General features: G+C 72.5%; 15 protein-coding genes. 9 read left to right on the forward strand and 6 right to left on the reverse strand.

Going from position 1 to position 18,981, the window contains the following annotated elements; translation table 11 throughout:
- Positions 1-137 precede the first annotated feature (137 nt).
- Both ABZX96_RS28410 and ABZX96_RS28415 read left to right on the forward strand, forming a co-directional pair.
- Positions 138-659 carry a flavodoxin domain-containing protein gene (locus tag ABZX96_RS28410; protein ID WP_355549859.1) on the forward strand — a complete coding sequence of 174 codons (522 nt, stop codon included), beginning with the start codon at positions 138-140 and terminating at the stop codon, positions 657-659.
- A gap of 207 nt (positions 660-866) precedes the next feature.
- Positions 867-1,793: a universal stress protein gene (locus tag ABZX96_RS28415; protein ID WP_355549860.1), complete on the forward strand. Its 927-nt coding sequence runs from the start codon at positions 867-869 to the stop codon at positions 1,791-1,793.
- A 231-nt stretch (positions 1,794-2,024) separates the two neighbouring features.
- On the opposite strand, the gene ppk2 is transcribed toward ABZX96_RS28415, so the two are convergent.
- Positions 2,025-2,879 carry a polyphosphate kinase 2 gene (gene ppk2 / locus ABZX96_RS28420; RefSeq protein ID WP_355549862.1) on the reverse strand — a complete coding sequence of 285 codons (855 nt, stop codon included), beginning with the start codon at positions 2,877-2,879 and terminating at the stop codon, positions 2,025-2,027.
- Positions 2,880-3,444: 565 nt separating this feature from the next.
- On the opposite strand from ppk2, the gene pflB reads away from it, so the two are divergent.
- Complete coding sequence (gene pflB / locus ABZX96_RS28425) at positions 3,445-5,712, forward strand: formate C-acetyltransferase (protein WP_355549864.1); 2,268 nt, start codon at positions 3,445-3,447, stop codon at positions 5,710-5,712.
- Positions 5,713-5,744: 32 nt separating this feature from the next.
- Positions 5,745-6,485: a pyruvate formate-lyase-activating protein gene (pflA, locus tag ABZX96_RS28430; RefSeq protein ID WP_355549866.1), complete on the forward strand. Its 741-nt coding sequence runs from the start codon at positions 5,745-5,747 to the stop codon at positions 6,483-6,485.
- Between the two features lie 125 nt (positions 6,486-6,610).
- On the opposite strand, the gene ABZX96_RS28435 is transcribed toward pflA, so the two are convergent.
- From ABZX96_RS28435 to ABZX96_RS28450, 4 genes are all read right to left on the reverse strand, one after another.
- A complete protein-coding gene (locus ABZX96_RS28435) occupies positions 6,611-7,267 on the reverse strand; it encodes a TrkA family potassium uptake protein (protein WP_355549868.1) in 657 nt (218 codons plus the stop codon).
- Complete coding sequence (locus ABZX96_RS28440) at positions 7,264-7,923, reverse strand: TrkA family potassium uptake protein (protein WP_355549870.1); 660 nt, start codon at positions 7,921-7,923, stop codon at positions 7,264-7,266. Before ABZX96_RS28440 ends, ABZX96_RS28435 begins: the two co-directional genes overlap by 4 nt.
- Positions 7,920-10,733 (reverse strand): cation-transporting P-type ATPase, encoded by a 2,814-nt coding sequence (locus tag ABZX96_RS28445; RefSeq protein WP_355549872.1) that lies wholly within the window; start codon positions 10,731-10,733, stop codon positions 7,920-7,922. The genes ABZX96_RS28440 and ABZX96_RS28445 overlap by 4 nt, the downstream gene beginning before the upstream one ends.
- A gap of 94 nt (positions 10,734-10,827) precedes the next feature.
- Positions 10,828-11,421 carry a hypothetical protein gene (locus ABZX96_RS28450; protein WP_355549874.1) on the reverse strand — a complete coding sequence of 198 codons (594 nt, stop codon included), beginning with the start codon at positions 11,419-11,421 and terminating at the stop codon, positions 10,828-10,830.
- A 551-nt stretch (positions 11,422-11,972) separates the two neighbouring features.
- On the opposite strand from ABZX96_RS28450, the gene ABZX96_RS28455 reads away from it, so the two are divergent.
- From ABZX96_RS28455 to ABZX96_RS28475, 5 genes are all read left to right on the forward strand, one after another.
- Positions 11,973-13,409, forward strand: coding sequence for a hypothetical protein (locus ABZX96_RS28455; protein WP_355549876.1), 1,437 nt, complete (start codon positions 11,973-11,975; stop codon positions 13,407-13,409).
- Entirely contained in the window at positions 13,402-15,198 is a 1,797-nt protein-coding gene (locus ABZX96_RS28460) for a hypothetical protein (protein ID WP_355549878.1), read from the forward strand. The genes ABZX96_RS28455 and ABZX96_RS28460 overlap by 8 nt, the downstream gene beginning before the upstream one ends.
- Positions 15,195-15,986: a hypothetical protein gene (locus ABZX96_RS28465; protein WP_355549880.1), complete on the forward strand. Its 792-nt coding sequence runs from the start codon at positions 15,195-15,197 to the stop codon at positions 15,984-15,986. The genes ABZX96_RS28460 and ABZX96_RS28465 overlap by 4 nt, the downstream gene beginning before the upstream one ends.
- Before the next feature lie 50 nt (positions 15,987-16,036).
- On the forward strand, positions 16,037-17,005 hold the full coding sequence (locus ABZX96_RS28470) for a hypothetical protein (RefSeq protein ID WP_355549882.1): 969 nt from the start codon (positions 16,037-16,039) through the stop codon (positions 17,003-17,005).
- Between the two features lie 348 nt (positions 17,006-17,353).
- The gene (locus ABZX96_RS28475) at positions 17,354-17,920 is read left to right on the forward strand and encodes a hypothetical protein (RefSeq protein WP_355549884.1); all 567 of its coding nucleotides are present in this window, start codon (positions 17,354-17,356) and stop codon (positions 17,918-17,920) included.
- A gap of 111 nt (positions 17,921-18,031) precedes the next feature.
- Here the strand turns inward: ABZX96_RS28475 and ABZX96_RS28480 are convergent, their stop codons facing one another.
- The gene (locus ABZX96_RS28480; RefSeq protein WP_355549886.1) at positions 18,032-18,532 is read right to left on the reverse strand and encodes a flavodoxin domain-containing protein; all 501 of its coding nucleotides are present in this window, start codon (positions 18,530-18,532) and stop codon (positions 18,032-18,034) included.
- Positions 18,533-18,981: the final 449 nt, after the last annotated feature.

The raw sequence follows: 18,981 nt of genomic DNA on the forward strand, positions 1-18,981 counted from the left end.
GAAGCGGCACGACGGAGCAGAGCCGCACGAGGGAGCGAAGCAGCACGACGAAGCAGAGCCGCGTGACGAGCAAGGCCGCACGACGGAGCAAGACAGCGGGACAGAGAAAAACAGCGTGACGGAGGAAGGAGCGAAGGATGACCGGACAGGTCCTCGTGGCCTACGGCACGAAGAACGGATCGACCGCGCAGATCGCACAGGCGATCGCCGAGGTGCTCACCGAACGCGGCATGACCGCCGACGCGCGGGCCGCCGGCGAAGTGGCCGACATCGCGCCGTACACGGCGGTGATCCTCGGCGGCGCCCTGTACACCGGCCGCTGGCACCCGGACGCGCGACGCTTCGCGGCCCGGCACCGCAAGGCCCTCGCCGAGCGGCCGGTGTGGCTGTTCAGCAGCGGCCCGCTGGACGCGTCGGCCTCCGAGCGGGAGATCCCACCGGTGGCCGGCGTGCGCCGCCTGATGGTCCGCCTCGACGCCCGGGAACACGTCACCTTCGGCGGGCGGCTGGAGAAGGGAGCCAAGGGCCGCGTCGCCCGGATGATCGTCGATTCCGGACGCGGCGGCGACTTCCGGGACTTCGCCCGCATCCGGGCGTGGGCGGCTGGTGTCGCCGATGCGCTCGTCACCGAGGAGAAGGCCGGGGAAGTCCGCGGCTGATGGGCTGACGGGCTGATGGGCTGACGAGTGGTCGGTGGTCCGCGCGGCGCGGCGCTCGGCGCTCGGCGCGGGCCCTTCGGCCCCGGGCGCCCCGCACGTGGACGGGCGCAGGCTGAGGGCGAGGGGCGGCGCGGCGAACGCGGGCCGCCGTCGCCGGAGCCGTGCGGAGGTGGGCGCGACCGCGTCCACCGGACGGAGGTGGTCACCGTGCCCGGACGAATCGCCGTAGGGCTGGACGGTTCACGCGAGAGCCTGGCCGCCGCGGACTGGGCCGCCAGGGAAGCCCGGCGCCGCGGTCTGCCGCTGCGGCTGCTGCACGCCTGGGAAGGGCTGGGCCCCGCCGACCGCGGGGAGCCCGCCCTCCCGGAGCTCGCCGTTCCCCGCGAGCGGGCCCGCGACATCCTCCGGGAGGCGGAGCGGTACCTCGCGCCGCGGTACCCGGGCCTGCCTCTCACCGCGGAAGCGGTCGCGCGCTCCCCGGTCGACGCCTTGCGGGCCGCCGCCGACACGGACGAGCTGCTGGTGATCGGCTCGCGGGGGCTGGGTGGGGTCGCGGGGTTCCTGGTCGGTTCGGTGGCGTTGGCGACCGTCGCGCACGCGGGGCGCCCCGTGGTCCTCGTCCGCGCCGGGGAGCGCGCCACCGACGAGCATCTGCCGGGGGCCACCGGGGAACCGTCCACGGACACGCCGCACCGCGAGGTGCTGGTGGGCCTGGACCCCGGCACCGGGGCCGACGTACTGCTGGAGTTCGCCTTCACGGCCGCCGCCGTGCGCGGCGCGCCGTTGCGGGTCCTGCACATCTGGGGCCCGCCCCCGCATGCCGGCCTTCCGCGCCGGCATCCGGCGCACGCCGGTGCCGGGGGCGACGCCGGCGACGATGCCGGGGCGGAGGCGCGGCACGCGGTCGCCGCCGCGCTGCGGCCGTGGCGGGAGAAGTTCCCCGACCAGCGGGTGACCGAAGAGGTGACCGGGGGCCGGGCGGCGCCCGCGCTGCTGGAAGCCGCCGCCCGGGCCGGCCTCGTCGTGATCGGACGCCGGGTCCGGCACACGGCGGTGGGCCCGCACCTCGGCCGGGTCGCCCACATGGTCGTCCACCACACGCTGTGCCCGGTCGCCGTCGTACCGCACGACTGACGCGGGCGGCAGAGGCACGGTCCCGGCCCCGGCGCGGACAGCGGAAAGACGAACCGGAGGCCATGGAAGGACGGCCGGGAGGGATCCGGCCCGGTCCCCCACCCGGCCGCGTCCGTGCACCGCGCCGCGTCCGTCGTGCCGCGTCCGTCGTGTCGCACCGTGCCGTGTCACGCCACGACGTGCCGTGCCGTGCCGTGCCGTGTCACGTCGATCCGGTTCCCGGTAAGCCCGTCACACCCGCAAGGTGCCCGCGTGGTCGGGTACCAGGTGCTGCAGTGTGCGGGGCGGGCGCTGGTAGCCGGTGCCCGGTGGCCGGGCGGGCAGGGACAGGTCCGGGCGCGGCACCGGCGCGTAGGGCACGGTCGACAGCAGGTGGGCGATCATGTTGATCCGGGCCCGGCGCTTGTCGTCGCTCTCCACCACGTACCAGCGGGCCTCCGCGATGTCGGTGTGCACGAACATCTCGTCCTTCGCCCGGGAGTACGCCTCCCAGCGCGTGAAGGACTCCAGGTCCATCGGGGAGAGCTTCCAGCGCCGCGTCGGATCGGCCAGCCGGCGCCGGAAGCGCTGCTCCTGTACGGCGTCGCTGACGGAGAACCAGTACTTGCGCAGCCGGATGCCGTCCTCCACCAGCATGCGTTCGAACTCCGGGCACTGCCGCAGGAAGCGCTGGTGCTCCTCCGGCGTGCAGAAGCCCATGACGTGCTCCACGCCCGCCCGGTTGTACCAACTGCGGTCGAACAGCGCGATCTCCCCCGCGGCCGGCAGGTGCGCGACGTACCGCTGGAAGTACCACTGGGTGCGTTCGCGCTCGGTCGGCTTCGGAAGCGCCACCACGCGGGCGACGCGAGGGTTGAGGTGCTCCGTGACGCGCTTGATGGTGCCGCCCTTGCCGGCGGCGTCACGCCCCTCGAAGACCACGACCAGCCGCTCCCCCGTCCCCCGCACCCATTCCTGGAGCCGGACCAGTTCCGTCTGCAGACGCAGCAGTTCGCGCTCGTACGGCGCCCGCGCCAGTCGCGGGCCGGGCGGTGTCCCCTCTTCCGGGGCACGTTTGGGAGGCACCGTCGGCTTCTTGTGGGCCATGCCCGCTCCCTTCCTCGTCGGATGCCGGGCCGTGCGCCGAAACGGCCACGTCCGGCCGCCCTTCCCCGTCTGCGGCCACCGTTTCGCGCCCCGGCCGGGAGGTGGCCGCACGCCCGGCCCCGGGCGGGCGCCGTGCCCGCCATACGTGGCCCGGTCACCGCGCTTCCCCGCCACCGCCCGCCTCCTTCCCCCCGGGCCCGGGAGACCACGCCATGGCCAGAGTGCCGGTCCTCCACCACGGCGGCCCGGGGCCGAACGGCCTTCGGTACGCACCGTGTCCGCCCCGTCGTCAGGCCCTTGCCCCACCAGGCGCCCGCCGTACCCCGGCCGGCGCCCAGCGGGACGGGCCCTCGGCCCACCGGGACCGGCGGACCGAACGTCCGGAGCCGGAGGGCCGGTCGGCCGCCGCGCCGTGCCTCTCCGGCTCTGCCCCGGCGCCGCCCCCGCGAGGAGCATGGAAGTGCGGCGGTCGGGCCGGATGCCGCGGTGACGGCGTCCGGTCCCGGCCGGACCGCACCGCTTCGGGGCGATCTCCCGTGACCGCCCGGACCCGTAAGGGGCACGCATGACTGTGACAACCCCGCCCGCGGCCGGCACCGGCGCCCAGAGCGCGGCCTGGCGCGGCTTCACCGGTGAGCGCTGGCGGCGGCACATCGACGTCCGCGACTTCATCCAGGCCAACTACACGCCGTACGAGGGCGACGCGGCCTTCCTGGCCGGTGTCACCGCCCGTACCCACGCGGTGTGGAACGCGGTCTCCGCCCTCTTCCCCGAAGAGCGCCGCAAGGGCGTTCTGGACGTGGACGCCGCCACGCCGTCGACCATCACCTCCCACGCGCCCGGGTACATCGACCGGGACCGGGAGCTGATCGTCGGCTTGCAGACCGACGCCCCGCTGAAGCGGGCGATCATGCCGAACGGCGGCCTGCGCACGGTGGAGAACGGCCTGCGGGCGTACGGCTACGCGCCCGACCCGTTCGTCACCCGGGTCTTCGGCACCTACCGCAAGACGCACAACGACGGCGTGTTCGACGCCTACACCCCCGAGATGCTCCGCGCCCGCAAGGCGGGCATCATCACCGGGCTGCCCGACGCCTACGGGCGGGGCCGCATCATCGGCGACTACCGCCGCGTGGCCCTGTACGGCACGGCCCGGCTGATCGACGCCAAGCGCGCCGAGCGGGCACGGCTGGACGCCTGCCCCTCCAGCGCCGAGGTGATCCGCGACCGCGAGGAACTGGCGGAACAGATCAGGGCGCTGGGCGAGCTGGAGCGGATGGCCGCCTCCTACGGCCGCGACGTGACCCGTCCGGCGGCCACCGCGCACGAGGCGATCCAGTGGCTGTACCTGGGGTTCCTGGCGGCCGTCAAGGAACAGAACGGCGCGGCGATGTCCCTGGGGCGCGTCTCCACCTTCTTGGACGTCTACCTCCAGCGGGACCTGACGGAGGGGCGGATCGACGAGTCGCGGGCCCAGGAGCTGGTCGACGACTTCGTGATCAAGCTGCGGATCGTGCGGTTCCTGCGCACCCCCGAGTACGACGCGCTGTTCTCCGGCGACCCGACCTGGGTGACCGAATCGATCGGCGGCATCGGGGCGGACGGCCGCCCCCTGGTGACCCGCACCTCCTTCCGCTTCCTGCAGACCCTCTACACCCTCGGCCCGGCCCCCGAGCCCAACCTCACCATCCTGTGGTCCCCGGACTTGCCCGAGGGCTTCAAGCGGTTCTGCGCCCAGGTGTCCATCGACACCAGCTCCCTCCAGTACGAGTCGGACGAGCTGCTGCGCCCGTGCACCGGCGACGACACCGCCATCGCCTGCTGCGTGTCGGCCATGGCGGTCGGCCGGCAGATGCAGTTCTTCGGCGCCCGCGTCAACCTCGCCAAGGCCCTGCTGTACGCGATCAACGGCGGCCGGGACGAGCTGACCGGCGTCCAGGTCGCCCCCGCCACCGAGCCGCTGACCGGCGAATACCTCGACTACGACGAGCTGCGGGCCGCCTACGACCGCACCCTGGACTGGCTCGCCGGCACCTACGTCGACGCGCTGAACGTCATCCACTACATGCACGACAAGTACGCCTACGAGCGGCTGGAGATGGCCCTGCACGACCACCCCGTGCACCGCACCATGGCCTGCGGCATCGCGGGGCTCTCGGTGGCCGCGGACAGCCTCTCGGCGGTCCGGTACGCCCGGGTGCGGGTGATCCGCGACGCCACCGGGCTCGCCGTCGACTACCAAGTGGAGGGCGACTACCCGGCCTACGGCAACGACGACGACCGCGCCGACGCGATCGCGGTGGACCTGGTGCGCTCCTTCATGGCCAGGATCCGGCGGCACTCCACCTACCGCGACGCCGAACACACCCAGTCCGTGCTCACCATCACCTCCAACGTCGTCTACGGCAAGCACACCGGCAACACCCCCGACGGCCGCCGCGCCGGCACCCCGTTCGCCCCGGGCGCCAACCCCATGAACGGCCGGGACCGGCACGGCATGGCCGCCTCCGCCCTGTCCGTCGCCAAGATCCCCTACGACCAGGCCCGCGACGGCATCTCCCTGACCTCCACCATCACCCCGGAGGGACTGGGCCACGACCCGGCCGAACGCGCCGGGCACCTCGTCGGCATCCTCGACGGCTTCATGGCCGCCGGCGGCTTCCACATGAACGTCAACGTCCTGGACCGGGCCACCCTGGAAGACGCCATGGCGCACCCCGAGAAGTACCCCGAGCTGACCATCCGGGTCTCCGGGTACGCGGTCAACTTCGTCCGCCTGACGCGCGAGCAGCAACTCGACGTCATCAACCGCACCTTCCACGACGCCCGATGACGTACCCGAAACCGCACCTTCCACGACGCCCGATGACCACCGCGACGACCATCGGCCGTGTGCACTCCTGGGACCTGTCCACCGGCGTGGACGGTCCCGGGACCCGGTTCGTCCTCTTCCTCAGTGGCTGTCCGCTGCGCTGCCTGTACTGCGCCAACCCGGACACCTGGCGAATGCGCGACGGCCGGCCGGCCACCGTGGACGAGGTCATGGCGCGCATCGAGCGGTACCGCGCCTTCCTGGACACCTCCGGCGGCGGCGTGACCCTCACCGGCGGCGAACCCCTGCTCCAGCACGCCTTCACCGGCGCGATCCTGCGGCGCTGCAAGGAACTCGGGCTGCACACCGCCCTGGACACCTCCGGGTTCCTGGGCGCCCGCGCCGACGCGGCGCTGCTGGCCGACACCGATCTCGTCCTGCTGGACATCAAGGCGTTCGACGCCGCCCGCTACCGGCGGCTGACCGGCGCCCCGCTCGCACCGACGCTCGCCTTCGCCTCCCGACTGCAACGGCTCGGCGTCCCGGTGTGGATCCGCTACGTCCTGGTGCCCGGCTGGACCGACGACCTGACCGCCGTGGACGGCCTCGGCTCCTTCCTCGCCGGCCTGGACAACGTCGAGCGCGTGGACGTCCTGCCGATGCACAAGCTCGGCGCCCCCAAGTACAACGCCCTGGGCATCCCCTTCCCGCTCCGCGACACCCCCGTACCGGACGCCGACCTGACCGGGCGCGTACGCGAGCGGTTCCGGACGCACGGGCTGCGCACGGCCTGACGGCCCGGGGGCCCGGGCTGCCGACGGGGAGAGGGGTGATCGCGTGCGCGCCGGGGCCCCCGCGGCGGGACGGGACGGGTCCCGGCCGGGTCGTCCGGCGGCGGGGCCACGGCTCCTCCACGCGCCTACTGGAACACCGCGTGGATCTCTCCCTCCGTCGCGGAGTGGGAGAGGACGAGGAGTTCGTCGCCCGCGGCCAGCCGCAGGCCGGGGTCGGGGGCGGTGGGTTGGCCGTCGCGGACGACGGCGGCGACGAAGGTGCCGTGGGGAACGGCGAGGTCGGCCAGGGTCCGCCCGGCGGCGCGGGACCGTGGCGTGATGGTCGTCTCGATCACGTTGACACCGGCTTTGCTCAGGCGCAGCAGGGCGACGGTGTCGGACGCGCTGGTGGCCTCCTCGATGAGGGAGACGAGGGGGGTGGCGGCGGGGACCGCGGCGTCGACGCCCCAGCGGTGGTCGAACAGCCAGGCGTTCTCCGCGTCGTTGACCCGCGCCACGACCCGTGCCACGTGGAACTGCCGCTTGGCGAGCAGGCTGATGACGAGGTTGTCCTCGTCCTCCCCCGTCGCGGCGATGACGAGGTCGGCGGTGTGCGCGCCGGCGCTTTCCAGGACGGCCGGCTCGCACGCGTCGCCGGCTTCCAGCCGTACCGGGAGGCGGCCTCGGAGCGCGGCGACACGGTCGTCGTCGCGGTCCAGCAGCGTGACGTCGTTGTCCGCCGCGCCCAGGACCTGGGCGGCCTGGGTGCCGAGCCGGCCGGCTCCGGCGACGAGGATCCTCATGAGCCCAGCTCCTTGTCCAGGAAGGCGCGCAGCCGGGCCAGGGCGTCGGAGGCGACGGCGAAGGTGACGAGGTCGCCGGTCTCGGCGGGCGTGCTGCGGGTGGGGAGGAGGGACCGGCCGCCGCGGGTGACCTCGACCACCCGTATCTCACCGTCGACCTCCAGGTCCGCGAGCCTTCGGCCGGTCAGGTAGCCGGGGAGTCCCGAGCGCACCAGCAGCGTCTCGCCGTTGCCGAAGGTCAGCTCCGGTGTGAGGTGGCGGTGCAGCAGCATCTGGTGGAGCCGCAGGACGCTCCAGCGGACGCTGGTGACGGTCGGGATGCCCAGGTCGCGGTAGATGTCGGCGCGGCGCGGGTCGTAGATGCGGGCCAGCACGACGGGCACCCGGTAGGTCTCCTTGGCCGTCCGGGCACTGACGATGTTGGTGTTGTCGCCGGAGGTGACGGCGACGAACGCGTCGGCGTGCGCGGTGCCCGCGGCGTCCAGCACGGCGCGGCTGTACCCGCTGCCGTGGAGGACCCGGCCCTGGAAGCCGGGCGGCAGCAGGCGCTCGGACTTGGGGTCGCGGTCGATGACGCGGACGTCGTGTTCCTCCGCCGCGAGCCGGGCGGCGAGGGAGGAGCCGACGCGCCCGCAGCCCACCACGATGACTCTCACGGTTCCTCCTCGGGGCGCGCCGGGGGCGTCGATGTACGGCGCAGCCACCACTTGCGGGCCTCCTCCGCGAACAGCAGCAGCAGTCCGAAGCCGACGAGGACGGCCCAGTGCGCCGGAGCGAGCGGCGCGGTGTGGAACACGTCCTGCAGGACGGGCACGTAGCTGATGGCCGCCATCAGCGCCAGGCCCAGGCAGCCGGCGGCGACCAGCCGCGGGTTGCCCAGCAGTCCGGCCTTGAAGACGCTCACCCGGTCGGTGCGGATGGCCAGGGCGTTGAAGAACTGGCTCACCACGATCGATGCCTGCGTCAGGGTGATCGCCTCCCGGTAGGCGGGCTCGTCCGCGGTGAAGGCGGAGTACGGGATGCCGGAGGCGTGCACGTGCCAGAAGAAGACCGCGCACACGCCGACGGACTGGACGGCCCCCAGGAAGAGGAACCGGCGTACCAGTACGGCGGAGAACAGCCGCTCGCGGCGGGAGCGGGGCGGGCGCCGCATGGTGTCGGCCTCGGGCGGTTCGGCGCCGAGGGCGAGCGCGGGCAGCACGTCCGAGCCGAGGTCGATCGCCAGGATCTGCACGGCCGTGAGCGGAACGAGCGGGAACCCGGCGAAGGTCGCGGCCAGGATCGGGGCCAGTTCGGCGATGTTGTGGCTGAAGAGGTAGGCGAGGAACTTGCGGATGTTGTCGTAGACCGACCGGCCGAGTTCGACCGCCGCGGCGATGGACGCGAAGGAGTCGTCCAGCAGGACCATGTCCGACGCCTCGCGGGCCACGTCGGTCCCGGTGGCGCCCATCGCGACGCCGATGTCCGCCCTCTTCAGCGCGGGCGCGTCGTTGGCGCCGTCGCCGGTGACCGCGACCACCTCGCCGCGCTCCTGGAACGCCGCGACGACCCGCATCTTGTGTTCGGGGCTGACCCTGCACAACAGGAGTTCGGAGGGCTCGGCGAGCAGCGCGTCGAGTTCGGCCGGTTCCATGGCTTCCAGGCGCGGCCCGGTCACCACCACGGGCATGGTCCCGGTGACGATGCCCACGCGGCGGGCGATCGCCTCCGCCGTCAGCGGGTGGTCGCCGGTTGCCATGACGATGCGGATGCCGGCCCGGCGGCAGTCCCGGACGGCCCGGGTCACCTCCGGGCGCGGCGGATCGAGCATGCCGAGCAGCCCCAGGAAGGTCAGCGCGGACTCGGCGTCGTCCCGGGTGCGCGGCGCTTGGGGCACGGCGCGGTGGGCGGCGGCCAGGACGCGCAGGCCCTGGGAGGCCATGGCGTCGTCGGCGGCCACGACCTCCTGCCGCGACCGCTCCGTGAGCGGCACGGCCCCACCGCCCCGGTCGATGTGCGTGCACCGGGCAAGCACTTCCTGCGGGGCGCCCTTCACATGGACGCGGCAGCCCCCGGCGGCGTCCTCGTGCACCGTGCCCATCAGCTTGCGGACCGGGTCGAAGGGATGCTCCGCGACCCGGGGAGCGGCGGCCTCCTCTTCCGCCACGTCGATCCCGGCCTTGGCCGCCGCGACGAGGATCGCCCCTTCCGTGGTGTCGCCGAGCACCCTCCAGCCGCCTCCGGGCTCGGGCGGCAGGACCCGGGCGTCGGAGCACAGGGCGGCGACCCGGAGCAGTTCCCGGACCGGACCGGGATCGGTCACCGTGCCGGCCGGCGCGTACCCCACCCCCGAGACGGTGTGCGTCGCCCCGTCGGCCCACAACCGGGTGACCGTCATCTCCGCCTGCGTCAGCGTCCCGGTCTTGTCCGTGCACACGACGGTGGTCGAACCCAGCGCCTCCACGGCGAGCAGCCGTTTCACCAGCGCCTGCCGCCGCGCCATGCGCCGTACCCCGATGGCCAGGGACACCGACAGCGTCGCGGGCAGCCCCTCGGGCACCATCGCGACCATCACCCCGAGCGCGAACACGAGGGTGGGCACGGCGGGCTGGCCCGCCCCCAGCCGTACGGCGAACAGGGCGCCGCCGATCGCCAGCGCCAGACCGGCCACCCGCCGCGCCATCGAGGCCACCTCGCGCTGGAGCGGCGTCTTCTGCCGCGGCGCCTGGTCGGCCAGCCGGTAGATGCGGCCGAACTCGGTGGCCGCCCCGATGGCGTACACGACGGCCTTGCCGGTACCGGCGAGCACCGTGGTGCCCATGAACACGCAGTTGCGCGCTTGTAGGGCCGTGGGCGCCGTCGTCGCGTCGGCCACCCGGCCCACGCCGCCGCTCTCGCCCGTCAGGGGCGCGTTGTTCACCAACAGCCCGTGGGCCTCGATCACCCGGCAGTCGGCGGACACCGCGTCGCCGGCCTCCAGGACGACGAGGTCGCCCGGTACCAGTTCGGCCGTCGGGACTTCCTGCCTCTGCCCGTCCCGCAGCACCCGGCACGTGTGCGGCACCATGGCCTGCAGCGCCTGGGCGGTGCGCTCCGCGGAGTACTCCTGGGCGAAGCCGATCAACGCGTTCAGCAGCACCACGCCCACGATGGCGAAGGCGAGTTGCAGGTTGCCGGGATCGCGGGGCTCCTCCAGCGCGTACGCCAGGAAGGTCAGGCCCGCCGCGACCAGCAGGACGAGCGCGAACAGGTCGGTGAACTGGGCCGCGAACCGCCGTACCAGCCGGGGCCGGCGCGGCGGGGGGAGTGCGTTGGCGCCGTGGCGCTCCCGCCGTGCCGCCACCTCCCGCGCGGTCAGCCCCAGGTACCGGGTCCCGAGCGCGGTCGGCACCTCACCGGGCGGCAGGGCCTGTACCGGTGGCGTCCCGGCGGGCAGCGCGGTGGCGCCGTCCGCGGGGCCGTGCGCCACCGCGCTCCCGCCCCTCACGCTTCTCCCCCTCCATGCTCCCGGCCGCCCGGCGTCCGTGCTTCCCCGCTCCTGCCGGGCCGGGGGCCGGCGCGCCGCACCCGGCTGTCCCGGGTCATCGTTTTCTCCACAGCACCAGTTCGACCGTCACGCCCCCTCGGTCGAGGGAGATGTCACGGACGGTCGCCGCCAGGACGGCCTCGTTCGGACTGCGCGCGCAGAAGCGGCCGTTCCGCCGCACCGTGGCCTGGGGCCCTCCGCCGCCGTCGAGCCGCTGCCGGCACGCCACCGGTCCGGAGGGTGCACCGTCCGGAAGGGCGGCGACGCCGGCGCCGTCGAAGAACTTCACGCCGCCGTCGGGCTGGACCAGGTCCGCCGCGTAGATGTCCTCACGCGTGTACAGCGGCACGGTGCGAGGAGTGTCGGCGTCGATGTCGACACCGCGGCCGTCCGAAGGGATCAGCACGGAGCCAGAGAAGGTTTTCTGCCAGCCCGCCGGGGTGCCGGGTGAGAGTGACGTACTCGGCGGCGTCGAGTCCGGGCGGCTGGACGGATCGACGGCCGTACGGTCGCCGTTCCCCGCCTGTCCCCCGGCACCGGCGCCGTGACCGCAGGTGCTGATCAGCGCGGCGATGACGGTCGCCGTCGCGCCGATCAACGCGACGGAGACCGCCAGCCGGGCACTGCGGGATCCCTCGCTCTCCGGCATCGCTCCCCCCGGGTGCCGAACCGTCCTCATGGTCCCCGGTTCCGAGCGTGCCGTCAGGAGCCGGGCGGCACCAGTCGTTCGGCGGACGCGATGCGGCCCGTGCCCTGCCGGTGCGGCACGCCGCCGGAAAGGAGGACGGAAGGGCCGCCCGCCTCTCCGTCCCGCGACTCCCGGCCGGAAGCGGTACCGGCCAACGCCCGGCCCGGCCCCGGGCCGCGCTCGACGATCCCACGGCCGGCCGGCCCCCTCCGGCGACCGTAGGGACGGGTCGACGGCGTGGCGAGCCATCCTCCCCTTTTCGTCTCGTCCGGGCTCGGCCGGGCGACGGGCGGAACGCGTTCCCGGACGGAACACCGAAACGTGGGAACGCGTGGGCCGGCCGCCCGACCAGCACGCGCGGCCATGGGGTCCGACGCCGGTGGCCGGACGTACCTCGCCTGACTCCTTTTCCGGAAAAGAGAAAAACGGGGAGGGATTCCGGCCTGCGCGCGCTCCCGTCAATACTCGTGGCGGCACGCTTTCGCATGGGATCGGACGGATGCGGGGGACCCATGGAATCGAACAAAAGCACGGGGTTGGTGGGCTTCGGAACGGCAGGCGGCCCGGGAGCGGGGAATCCCGCGGCAAAGGCGATGCGCGCCCTGTCGGGAAAGGCCGGGGAGGCCGCCGTCACGCACGTCGCCCGGGGTGTGGGGGACGCGATCGGTCAGCTGGGCGGGCAGCTCGTCGAAAGCCAACGCGTTCGCCACGAAACCAGGCGCCTCGTCATCGAGCACGAAGCCTCCGCCCGGCGGGAAGCCGACGCCGCCGAACGGCGCGAGCGGGAGAAGCAGAACGATTTCGTCCGCGCCCGGCTCACCGCCGATCACGAGGCGCGACTCGCCGCGCGCTCCTCCGATCAGGAGCACCACCAGCGCATGGCGGAAGCGGAACTCGCCGCGCGCTTCTCCCATCAGAAACATCACCGACGTGTGGCGGAAATGGGGCTGCGCGCCGAGTACGACATATTGGCGCACACGGAACGGGCGCGCCGGAAAGCCGAGCGGAAGACCAGTCCCTTCCAGGTGGACTCCCGGGCCGTTCGCGATCACGCGTTGGGAGCGACCCGGTCTTTCAGTCGGCCTCTGCTGCTCGTCGCGCCGTTCCACAGCCGGGCGGCGGGGGAATCGGGCAGCGCGACGGACCCTGAGGAACTGCTGCTGTCCTTCCTGCACACCTGGGACGCCCAACCGTGGTGCGAGGACATGGGGCGGCTGGTGGGCGTCTTCCGCCGGCCGCTGAGCATGTTCGACCTGGACGTGTCCGTGATCCGGCAGGCGCTCGACGACGTGCCGACCGTCCTCGTCTCCGGTGAGATCGACCGGGCCGGCCACCTGTGGATCAATGTGATCGGCTGGAACCTGCTGCCGGAGGCGGAGGACCGGCCTCCCGCCGCCGAGGGCCAGGCCGCGGACGCCTACCGCATCGTGCTGCCCGCCGTCGCGGACGACCGGGAGGGCGGCGCCCGGGACCCGGCGGGAGAGCAGGCGTTCCGCGACGAGGTCGCCGCCTCCGCCCTGCTGGTCGCCGAGGTCTACGCGGAGTGGTTCCACTCCGCCCGCGGGCGGCCTCCGTCGCTCCACCGGCGGTTGCCGGCGCCGGCCGGGGCGTGGCGCGGCGCGATCGCGGCCGGTTCGGCCGCGATGGTCGGCATCGCCGTCGAACGGGGGCTGCTCCATCCGGTCTTCGGTCTGCTGGTGCAGGCCCGTACATATCTGGAGGGCGGCCACACCGAGTCCGCGCTCGTACTGGCCCGGCGCGCGGCGCGCGAACTGCGCACCGGCTCCCGGCCCGGTCCGCAGCCCTTCCTGGAGTGGACCCGCCGCACGGCCGCGCTCCTGAGGGAACTCGGTGAGCCGGAGGAGGCCGCCTCCCTCCTCGCGAACGCCGAGGACATCGCGCGCGACCTGATTCTGGGCCGCCACGACCTGGGGCCCCGCGATGACTGAGCGGGTGGTGGCGGCGATCGACTTCGGCACCCACGGCACGGGCTACGCCTGGGCCGTCATCGATCCCCGGGTCACCTCCCGAGCGCGTATGGACATCAACGACCGGACCCAGTGGGACGACGACAACGGAATCCTCTACCCGAAGACGCGCACGGCCCTCCTGCTGCGCGGGGGAGAGGTGGATTCGTGGGGGCACAGCGCGGTCCGCGAACACCAGGAGCGGATGCTGTTGCGCGCCCGGGCCGACCGGGAGCGGGCGCGTCGGGGGCAGGTCGGCGAGGCGCCGGAGAGTGATGGCGAGGAGGCGTACTACCAAGGGATGAAGATGTCCCTGCGCTCTCCCGACGACCCCGCTCGGCGGGGCCGGATCGCCGTCGACGACGGTCTGGAGGACCCGGCCGCCGTCATCGCGAAGTTCCTGCGCGAGATCGTGACCGTGGCCGTCGAGGACATCACGAGCAAGGGAATCTTCGACGCGTCACAGATCCGCTGGTGCCTGACCGTTCCCGCGATCTGGGACGACTGGGCGAAGGCACAGATGCGCACGGCGGCGATCGCGGCGGGGCTCCCCGACGACCGTTCACGGCTGCTTCTGCTGCCGGAGCCGGACGCGGCGGCGCTGTACTGCGACGTGACGGCCGCGGGGGCGGGAGGCGGCACGCCGGGGACGGGCACCGCGTGGCGCCCGGGCATGCGGTTCGTCGTGGTGGACTGCGGCGGCGGGACCGTGGACCTGGTGAGCTACCGCGTGGACCGGAACGGCGGGTACCGCCAGCTGTGCGTGCCGACCGGCGGTCCCTACGGGGCCGAATACACCACGCGCGCCTTCTTGCAGGACTCGCTCAGCAAGCGATTCGGCCGCCAGGTGAACTTGGAAGAGCTGGAACGTACCCACTGGGCCCAGATACGAGAAATCCTGCTCGGCTGGGAACAGGGCCGCAACAGGTTCCGCGCGGAGAAACAGGGCTCTCCCCTCATCATCCAGATCCCGTACGCGCTGTTCCGGTCGCTCGGCCCGGACATGGTGAGGCACCTTGAGGAAAGCCAGCCCATCAAAACGGCGGAGATGCTCGTGCTGGACCCCGCCGAAGTACGCGGCCTCCTGGACACGTCCGTGGACCAAGTGATCGCGTGTGTCGAGGAACAACTGGACCAGTGGGATCCCCCGCCCGATCCCGGCGCGGGTGACGCGCTTTTCCTGGTGGGCGGCTTCGCCCAGTCCCCTTACCTGCGGGAGCGGGTACGGGACCGGTTCGGGGAGCGGTTGCCGGTGCGCGTCGCGCAGCGGCCGGAACGGGCCGTCCTCTTCGGTGCCGTGCACTACTGCTACAACCCGACCCTGCTTCGGGCCAGGCGCGCCAAGTACACGTACGGCTGCGGCATGTGCAAGAAATTCGTCCGGGGAGACCCGCGGGAGCACCTGGAAATAATCGATGGCGAGAAATGGTGCACAACACGCTTCAAAAAGTTCGTCACCGCCAACCAGGAGGTACCGGTCGATCACGAAGTGCGGGAGACGTTCTTGCCGACGCGAAAGGAACAGGATGCCGTGCGGTTCGACCTGTACTCCACGTACGACCATTCGCCGCGCTACATCACCGATCCCGGCGTGAAAAAAGTCGGAACGCTGTCGATCAGCCTGCGAGGTGCCATGCACCTGCCCAGGGACCAGCGGCGCGTCATCCTCTGCATGACATTCGGCCAAGGAGACGTACAGGTCCGCGCGGTGAACGCGCACACGGGCACCGAGGCCACGACCAGCATCGAATTCGAAAGCGTGCGGATATGAGCAGAATTCCCGTGCTGCGGAACGTCTCACCGACAACGAGGGGGCCGGATCCGGATACTCGTGACGTCGTCCTCGAACAGTTCCAGGGAGCACTGAAGGCGACCGAAGCGAAACTCGGCGACATACTGCACGAACTTGCCGATATCTCCGACAGCATAGGGCACCTGAGGAACGATTACGAACGCCTCTCGCAGAGCACGGAACGGGCGGTCGAGGATGCCGCGCGCATCAGTTCGGCCGACGCGACAAAAAACCGGAGGGACCTGAGCAACGATCGGTTCCGAGCGGCAGGAAATCTGTGGGAGGAATTCGACGAGTTCTACAAACGGGCCCGTCTCGCCGTCGTCACCCATTTCGCGACCACCCAGGCGGCCAGGGACCCGGCACACCGGGAAGAAGCGGAAAGAATCCGTGACATGCTGCTCACCCTCTTCCCCGATCCCTGTCCGGAGGACCTCGCCGATCCACGGCGCCTGGAAACCCTGGTGGCCGGGTGGGGCCTTCCGTACATGCCGGAAACGGACGATCTCGCACGCACGGCGCGGGGGATCCAGCAGCGCGCCATCGATCTCCGGATCTCCTATCTCTGGAATCCGGGCGGTCGCCGGCTCGACGGCGCCGACTGGCTCCAGGAAGACGGCGGCTCCGAACTGTGGCAGCACTGCGAGGAAGGCGACCCCTACGCCTTCGTGGTGCGTCCCGCCTTCCTCGTGGACGGCCGGGTGGTCGGTCGGCTGCAGGTCTTCCTCGGCCCTCCGAAGAGGGCGCACCATACGAAAAGGGCATGACGTCTTCGAGATTCGCCCCGTGTCCGGAGGGAGGGAGGCGAGACCCGGCCATGGACATCGAGGAGGCCCGGCTGGCGGTGAGTATCTGCCGGGCGGTGGCGGAAAGATCCTGGGAAAAGCGGCTCAGGGACCTCGGAGCGCACTCCGCAGCGGAACTGAGGTTCACTCGGGAGAACCGGCGTTATCCGGACCCGGCCGTACGCAAAGCACTCCAATGGCTCGGTGAACGACTTGAATTCACCCGGGGATGCGTGGTGCGGGCGCACGGCCGCTCGGTCATCGCTTTCCAGGGAACCGCGCCGATCGGCGACGCGTTCAGCCGCCGACCCGTGAAAAGCGTCGAGGAGTTCGTCCGGCAAGTCGAAGCCTTCAGTGGCTGGTCGCACAACTACCTGTACGCCTACCGTCCGGACATCCTGGAAGCGCTCGCCGAGTACGGCTTCGCCTTTCCCGGGCTCGTACACCCCGGCATCACCGCCATCCTGGTGCGCCACGAATGGGGGCAGATCGAGGGTGCGGCGCTCGCGGCGGAGCACGACGGCGGCCTGATCCTCACCGGCCACAGCCAAGGAGGAGTGCTCGCCACCCTCAGCGCCTACCGGCTCGCGCAAAGGGGAATACCGGTGCGCGCCGTGTACACCTTCGGCTCGCCCCGGCCCGGCGACGACACGTTCAGGGATCGCTACGACCAGGAAGTCGAGCACTACAGATTCGAGTCGGTGGCCGACATCGTCCCCCTCCTCCTGCCACCACCGTTCGCACTGCGCGATATCGCCGTATGGCTCTACGACCTCCTGCTGGAGCGGAACCGCTACCAGCCGGCCATCGACTACCGCCACGTGGGGCGACTGGTCCTCACCGGAGGGGGCGGCGAGTTCGTCCCGGAGTTTCCCGGCCTCGGCGCCCGGCGCGTACAGGCTCTCCTGGAGATGCTGGAAGACCGCGAGGGCCGGAAGGCCCTGCAGTACGGCCACGGCATCGACGAGTACGAGCGGATCGTGGCGCGGCTCGTCGTGTGACCGCGGCGATGCTCGCCCGGGTGCCTCGGCCCGGTGGCCGGGAGCCCTTTCCATCCGGTGGCGCGAACGGGGTGCCTTTCCCGGTTGCGTGAAATGGGCTTCAGGACAGTGCGGGAAAGAGGGCGCGCTGGTCGGGCGAGTACGGTGCGAAGGCTTCCGCGCGCCCCAAGGGTGTCACCCGCCCGGCCCGCCGCCCCGACGCGTGGCCCGGCGGGACGGGCCGTTCGGCCCGGCGCGCTCCATCTCGCGCGGCGCCATCATGGAAGGGTGCGGCGCCGGGTCCCGTACCGCCCTGTGGCGGCAGGCGTTCCGGCGCCGGAGTAGTGGACGCACTCCCCGGAGGCCGGGATGAGTGGACAACGACCCGAGGCGCGAGGGACCGCGTGGCGGTCCGTGGCCTCCTGCTTCATCGCCAGCTTGGCACTGCTGGCCAGGGGACGCGTGGCACAGCCCGCGACGCGCGTGGGTGAGCGGCTGTGCTTCGCCGACGGCTCGTCCGCCCGCGTGTACCGGGAGACGCGGCTGGGCAGCGGCGTGGCGAAGGACCCGTGCACGCTGGTGGTCGTCTTCCGGCTGCGGCTGGTGCGCGGACCGCTGCACGCGCTGTTCCGCCCGGTGAGCCTGCTGAACACCCCGCTGTTCGTGGGGTTCCCCGGTTTCACGTCGAAGCTGTGGCTGGCGCACGACGAACAGGGACGGTACCGGGGTGTGTACGAGTGGGACGGTGCCGGGCGGGCCGAACACTACGCCCGTTCGCTGTGGCGGGTGCCGGCCCTGGTGAGCGTGCCCGGTTCCATCCGGTACGCGGTGCTGCCCGGCCCGCACCGCGACGACGCCCTCGCCCGGCCGCGGCTCGTGGCGGACGTGGCGCCGGAGGACACCGCGGCCTGGTGGTGTCCGGCGGTTCCGGCGTGACGCCGGCGCCGGGCGGCTGCCGACGGGACCCGGAGTCCCGGTCCGGGAGGACGGTGGCGCTCCGGCGGATCCGCGTCCGGGGCGCCACCGGCGTGACACGGGCCGGTCCGGTCAGCGCTTGATCAGGCGCTCGGCGATGGTGTGTGACCAGTCGCGTATCTGCTCGAAGTCGCGGTAGTCGTGGGCTCCTTCACGGGTCACGCGCCGACGCGCCCGGTGCGTGTAGGGGTGGGCGGCCAGGCGCCCGCCGAAGGTCGTGTGGTCGTGCGCCTCGGTCTCGGCCATGGCCGCCAGGGCGTCGTCCACCGGGCGGACGTCCGTGGTGTCGGCCGAGGTGTCCAAGGGACCGCTGCTGAACAGCCACACGTCCCGGGTGCGCAGGGGCATCCCGAGCCGCTTGACGAAGTCGCGGGCCGCGGGCTGCCAGCGGTCCTCGTAGACCGCGCTGCCCAGGATCACGGCTTCGTAGGGCACGACGCTGTCGACGTCCCGGGCCGCTCGCAGCGTCACGTCCAAGCCGTGGTCCCGCAGGGTGGTGCCGATCTCCTCGGCGATGACCCGTGTCGATCCGTTCTCCGTGCAGTAGGCGACCAGGACGCGGGTTTCGTCCATGTCGCTCGCCTCCTCCAGATTGCCGGTCGGTCCGGATACGGGAAGCGGGGAACCGGTGCGCGACCGGTCCCGCGGACGGCACCGGGGCCGGCGCCCGGCCCCGGCTCCACGGCCTGCTCCCGGCCCAGGCCCGCACCTCGGTCCCTAGGCCCTGTCGTCAAAGTGGCGCCTGCCGGTGAGGCGCGCGAGGCAGCCGCGGCGCATGATGACGGCCTCCTCACCCGGGGACCGCCGCGCCCGCGAACCGGGTCGCTTCGTACGTCCCCGATACGGGCATGGTGCGCGTCCGCAATCGCTGCCGTCGAGGGCCGTACGGGTGCCATGGCGACACCGGTCTCGCGCTGTTCTCGTGGCGGCGCGGTGGGCGGGATGTATCGCCCTGACGACTGTCCTGGGGCTCCGTCGTCCGCATGAGGACACCTCACCAGGTGGCCTCTTCGACGCTCCGG

The sequence above is a fragment of the Streptomyces sp. NPDC003077 genome, from assembly GCF_040611095.1.
Taxonomy (GTDB): Bacteria; Actinomycetota; Actinomycetes; order Streptomycetales; family Streptomycetaceae; genus Streptomyces.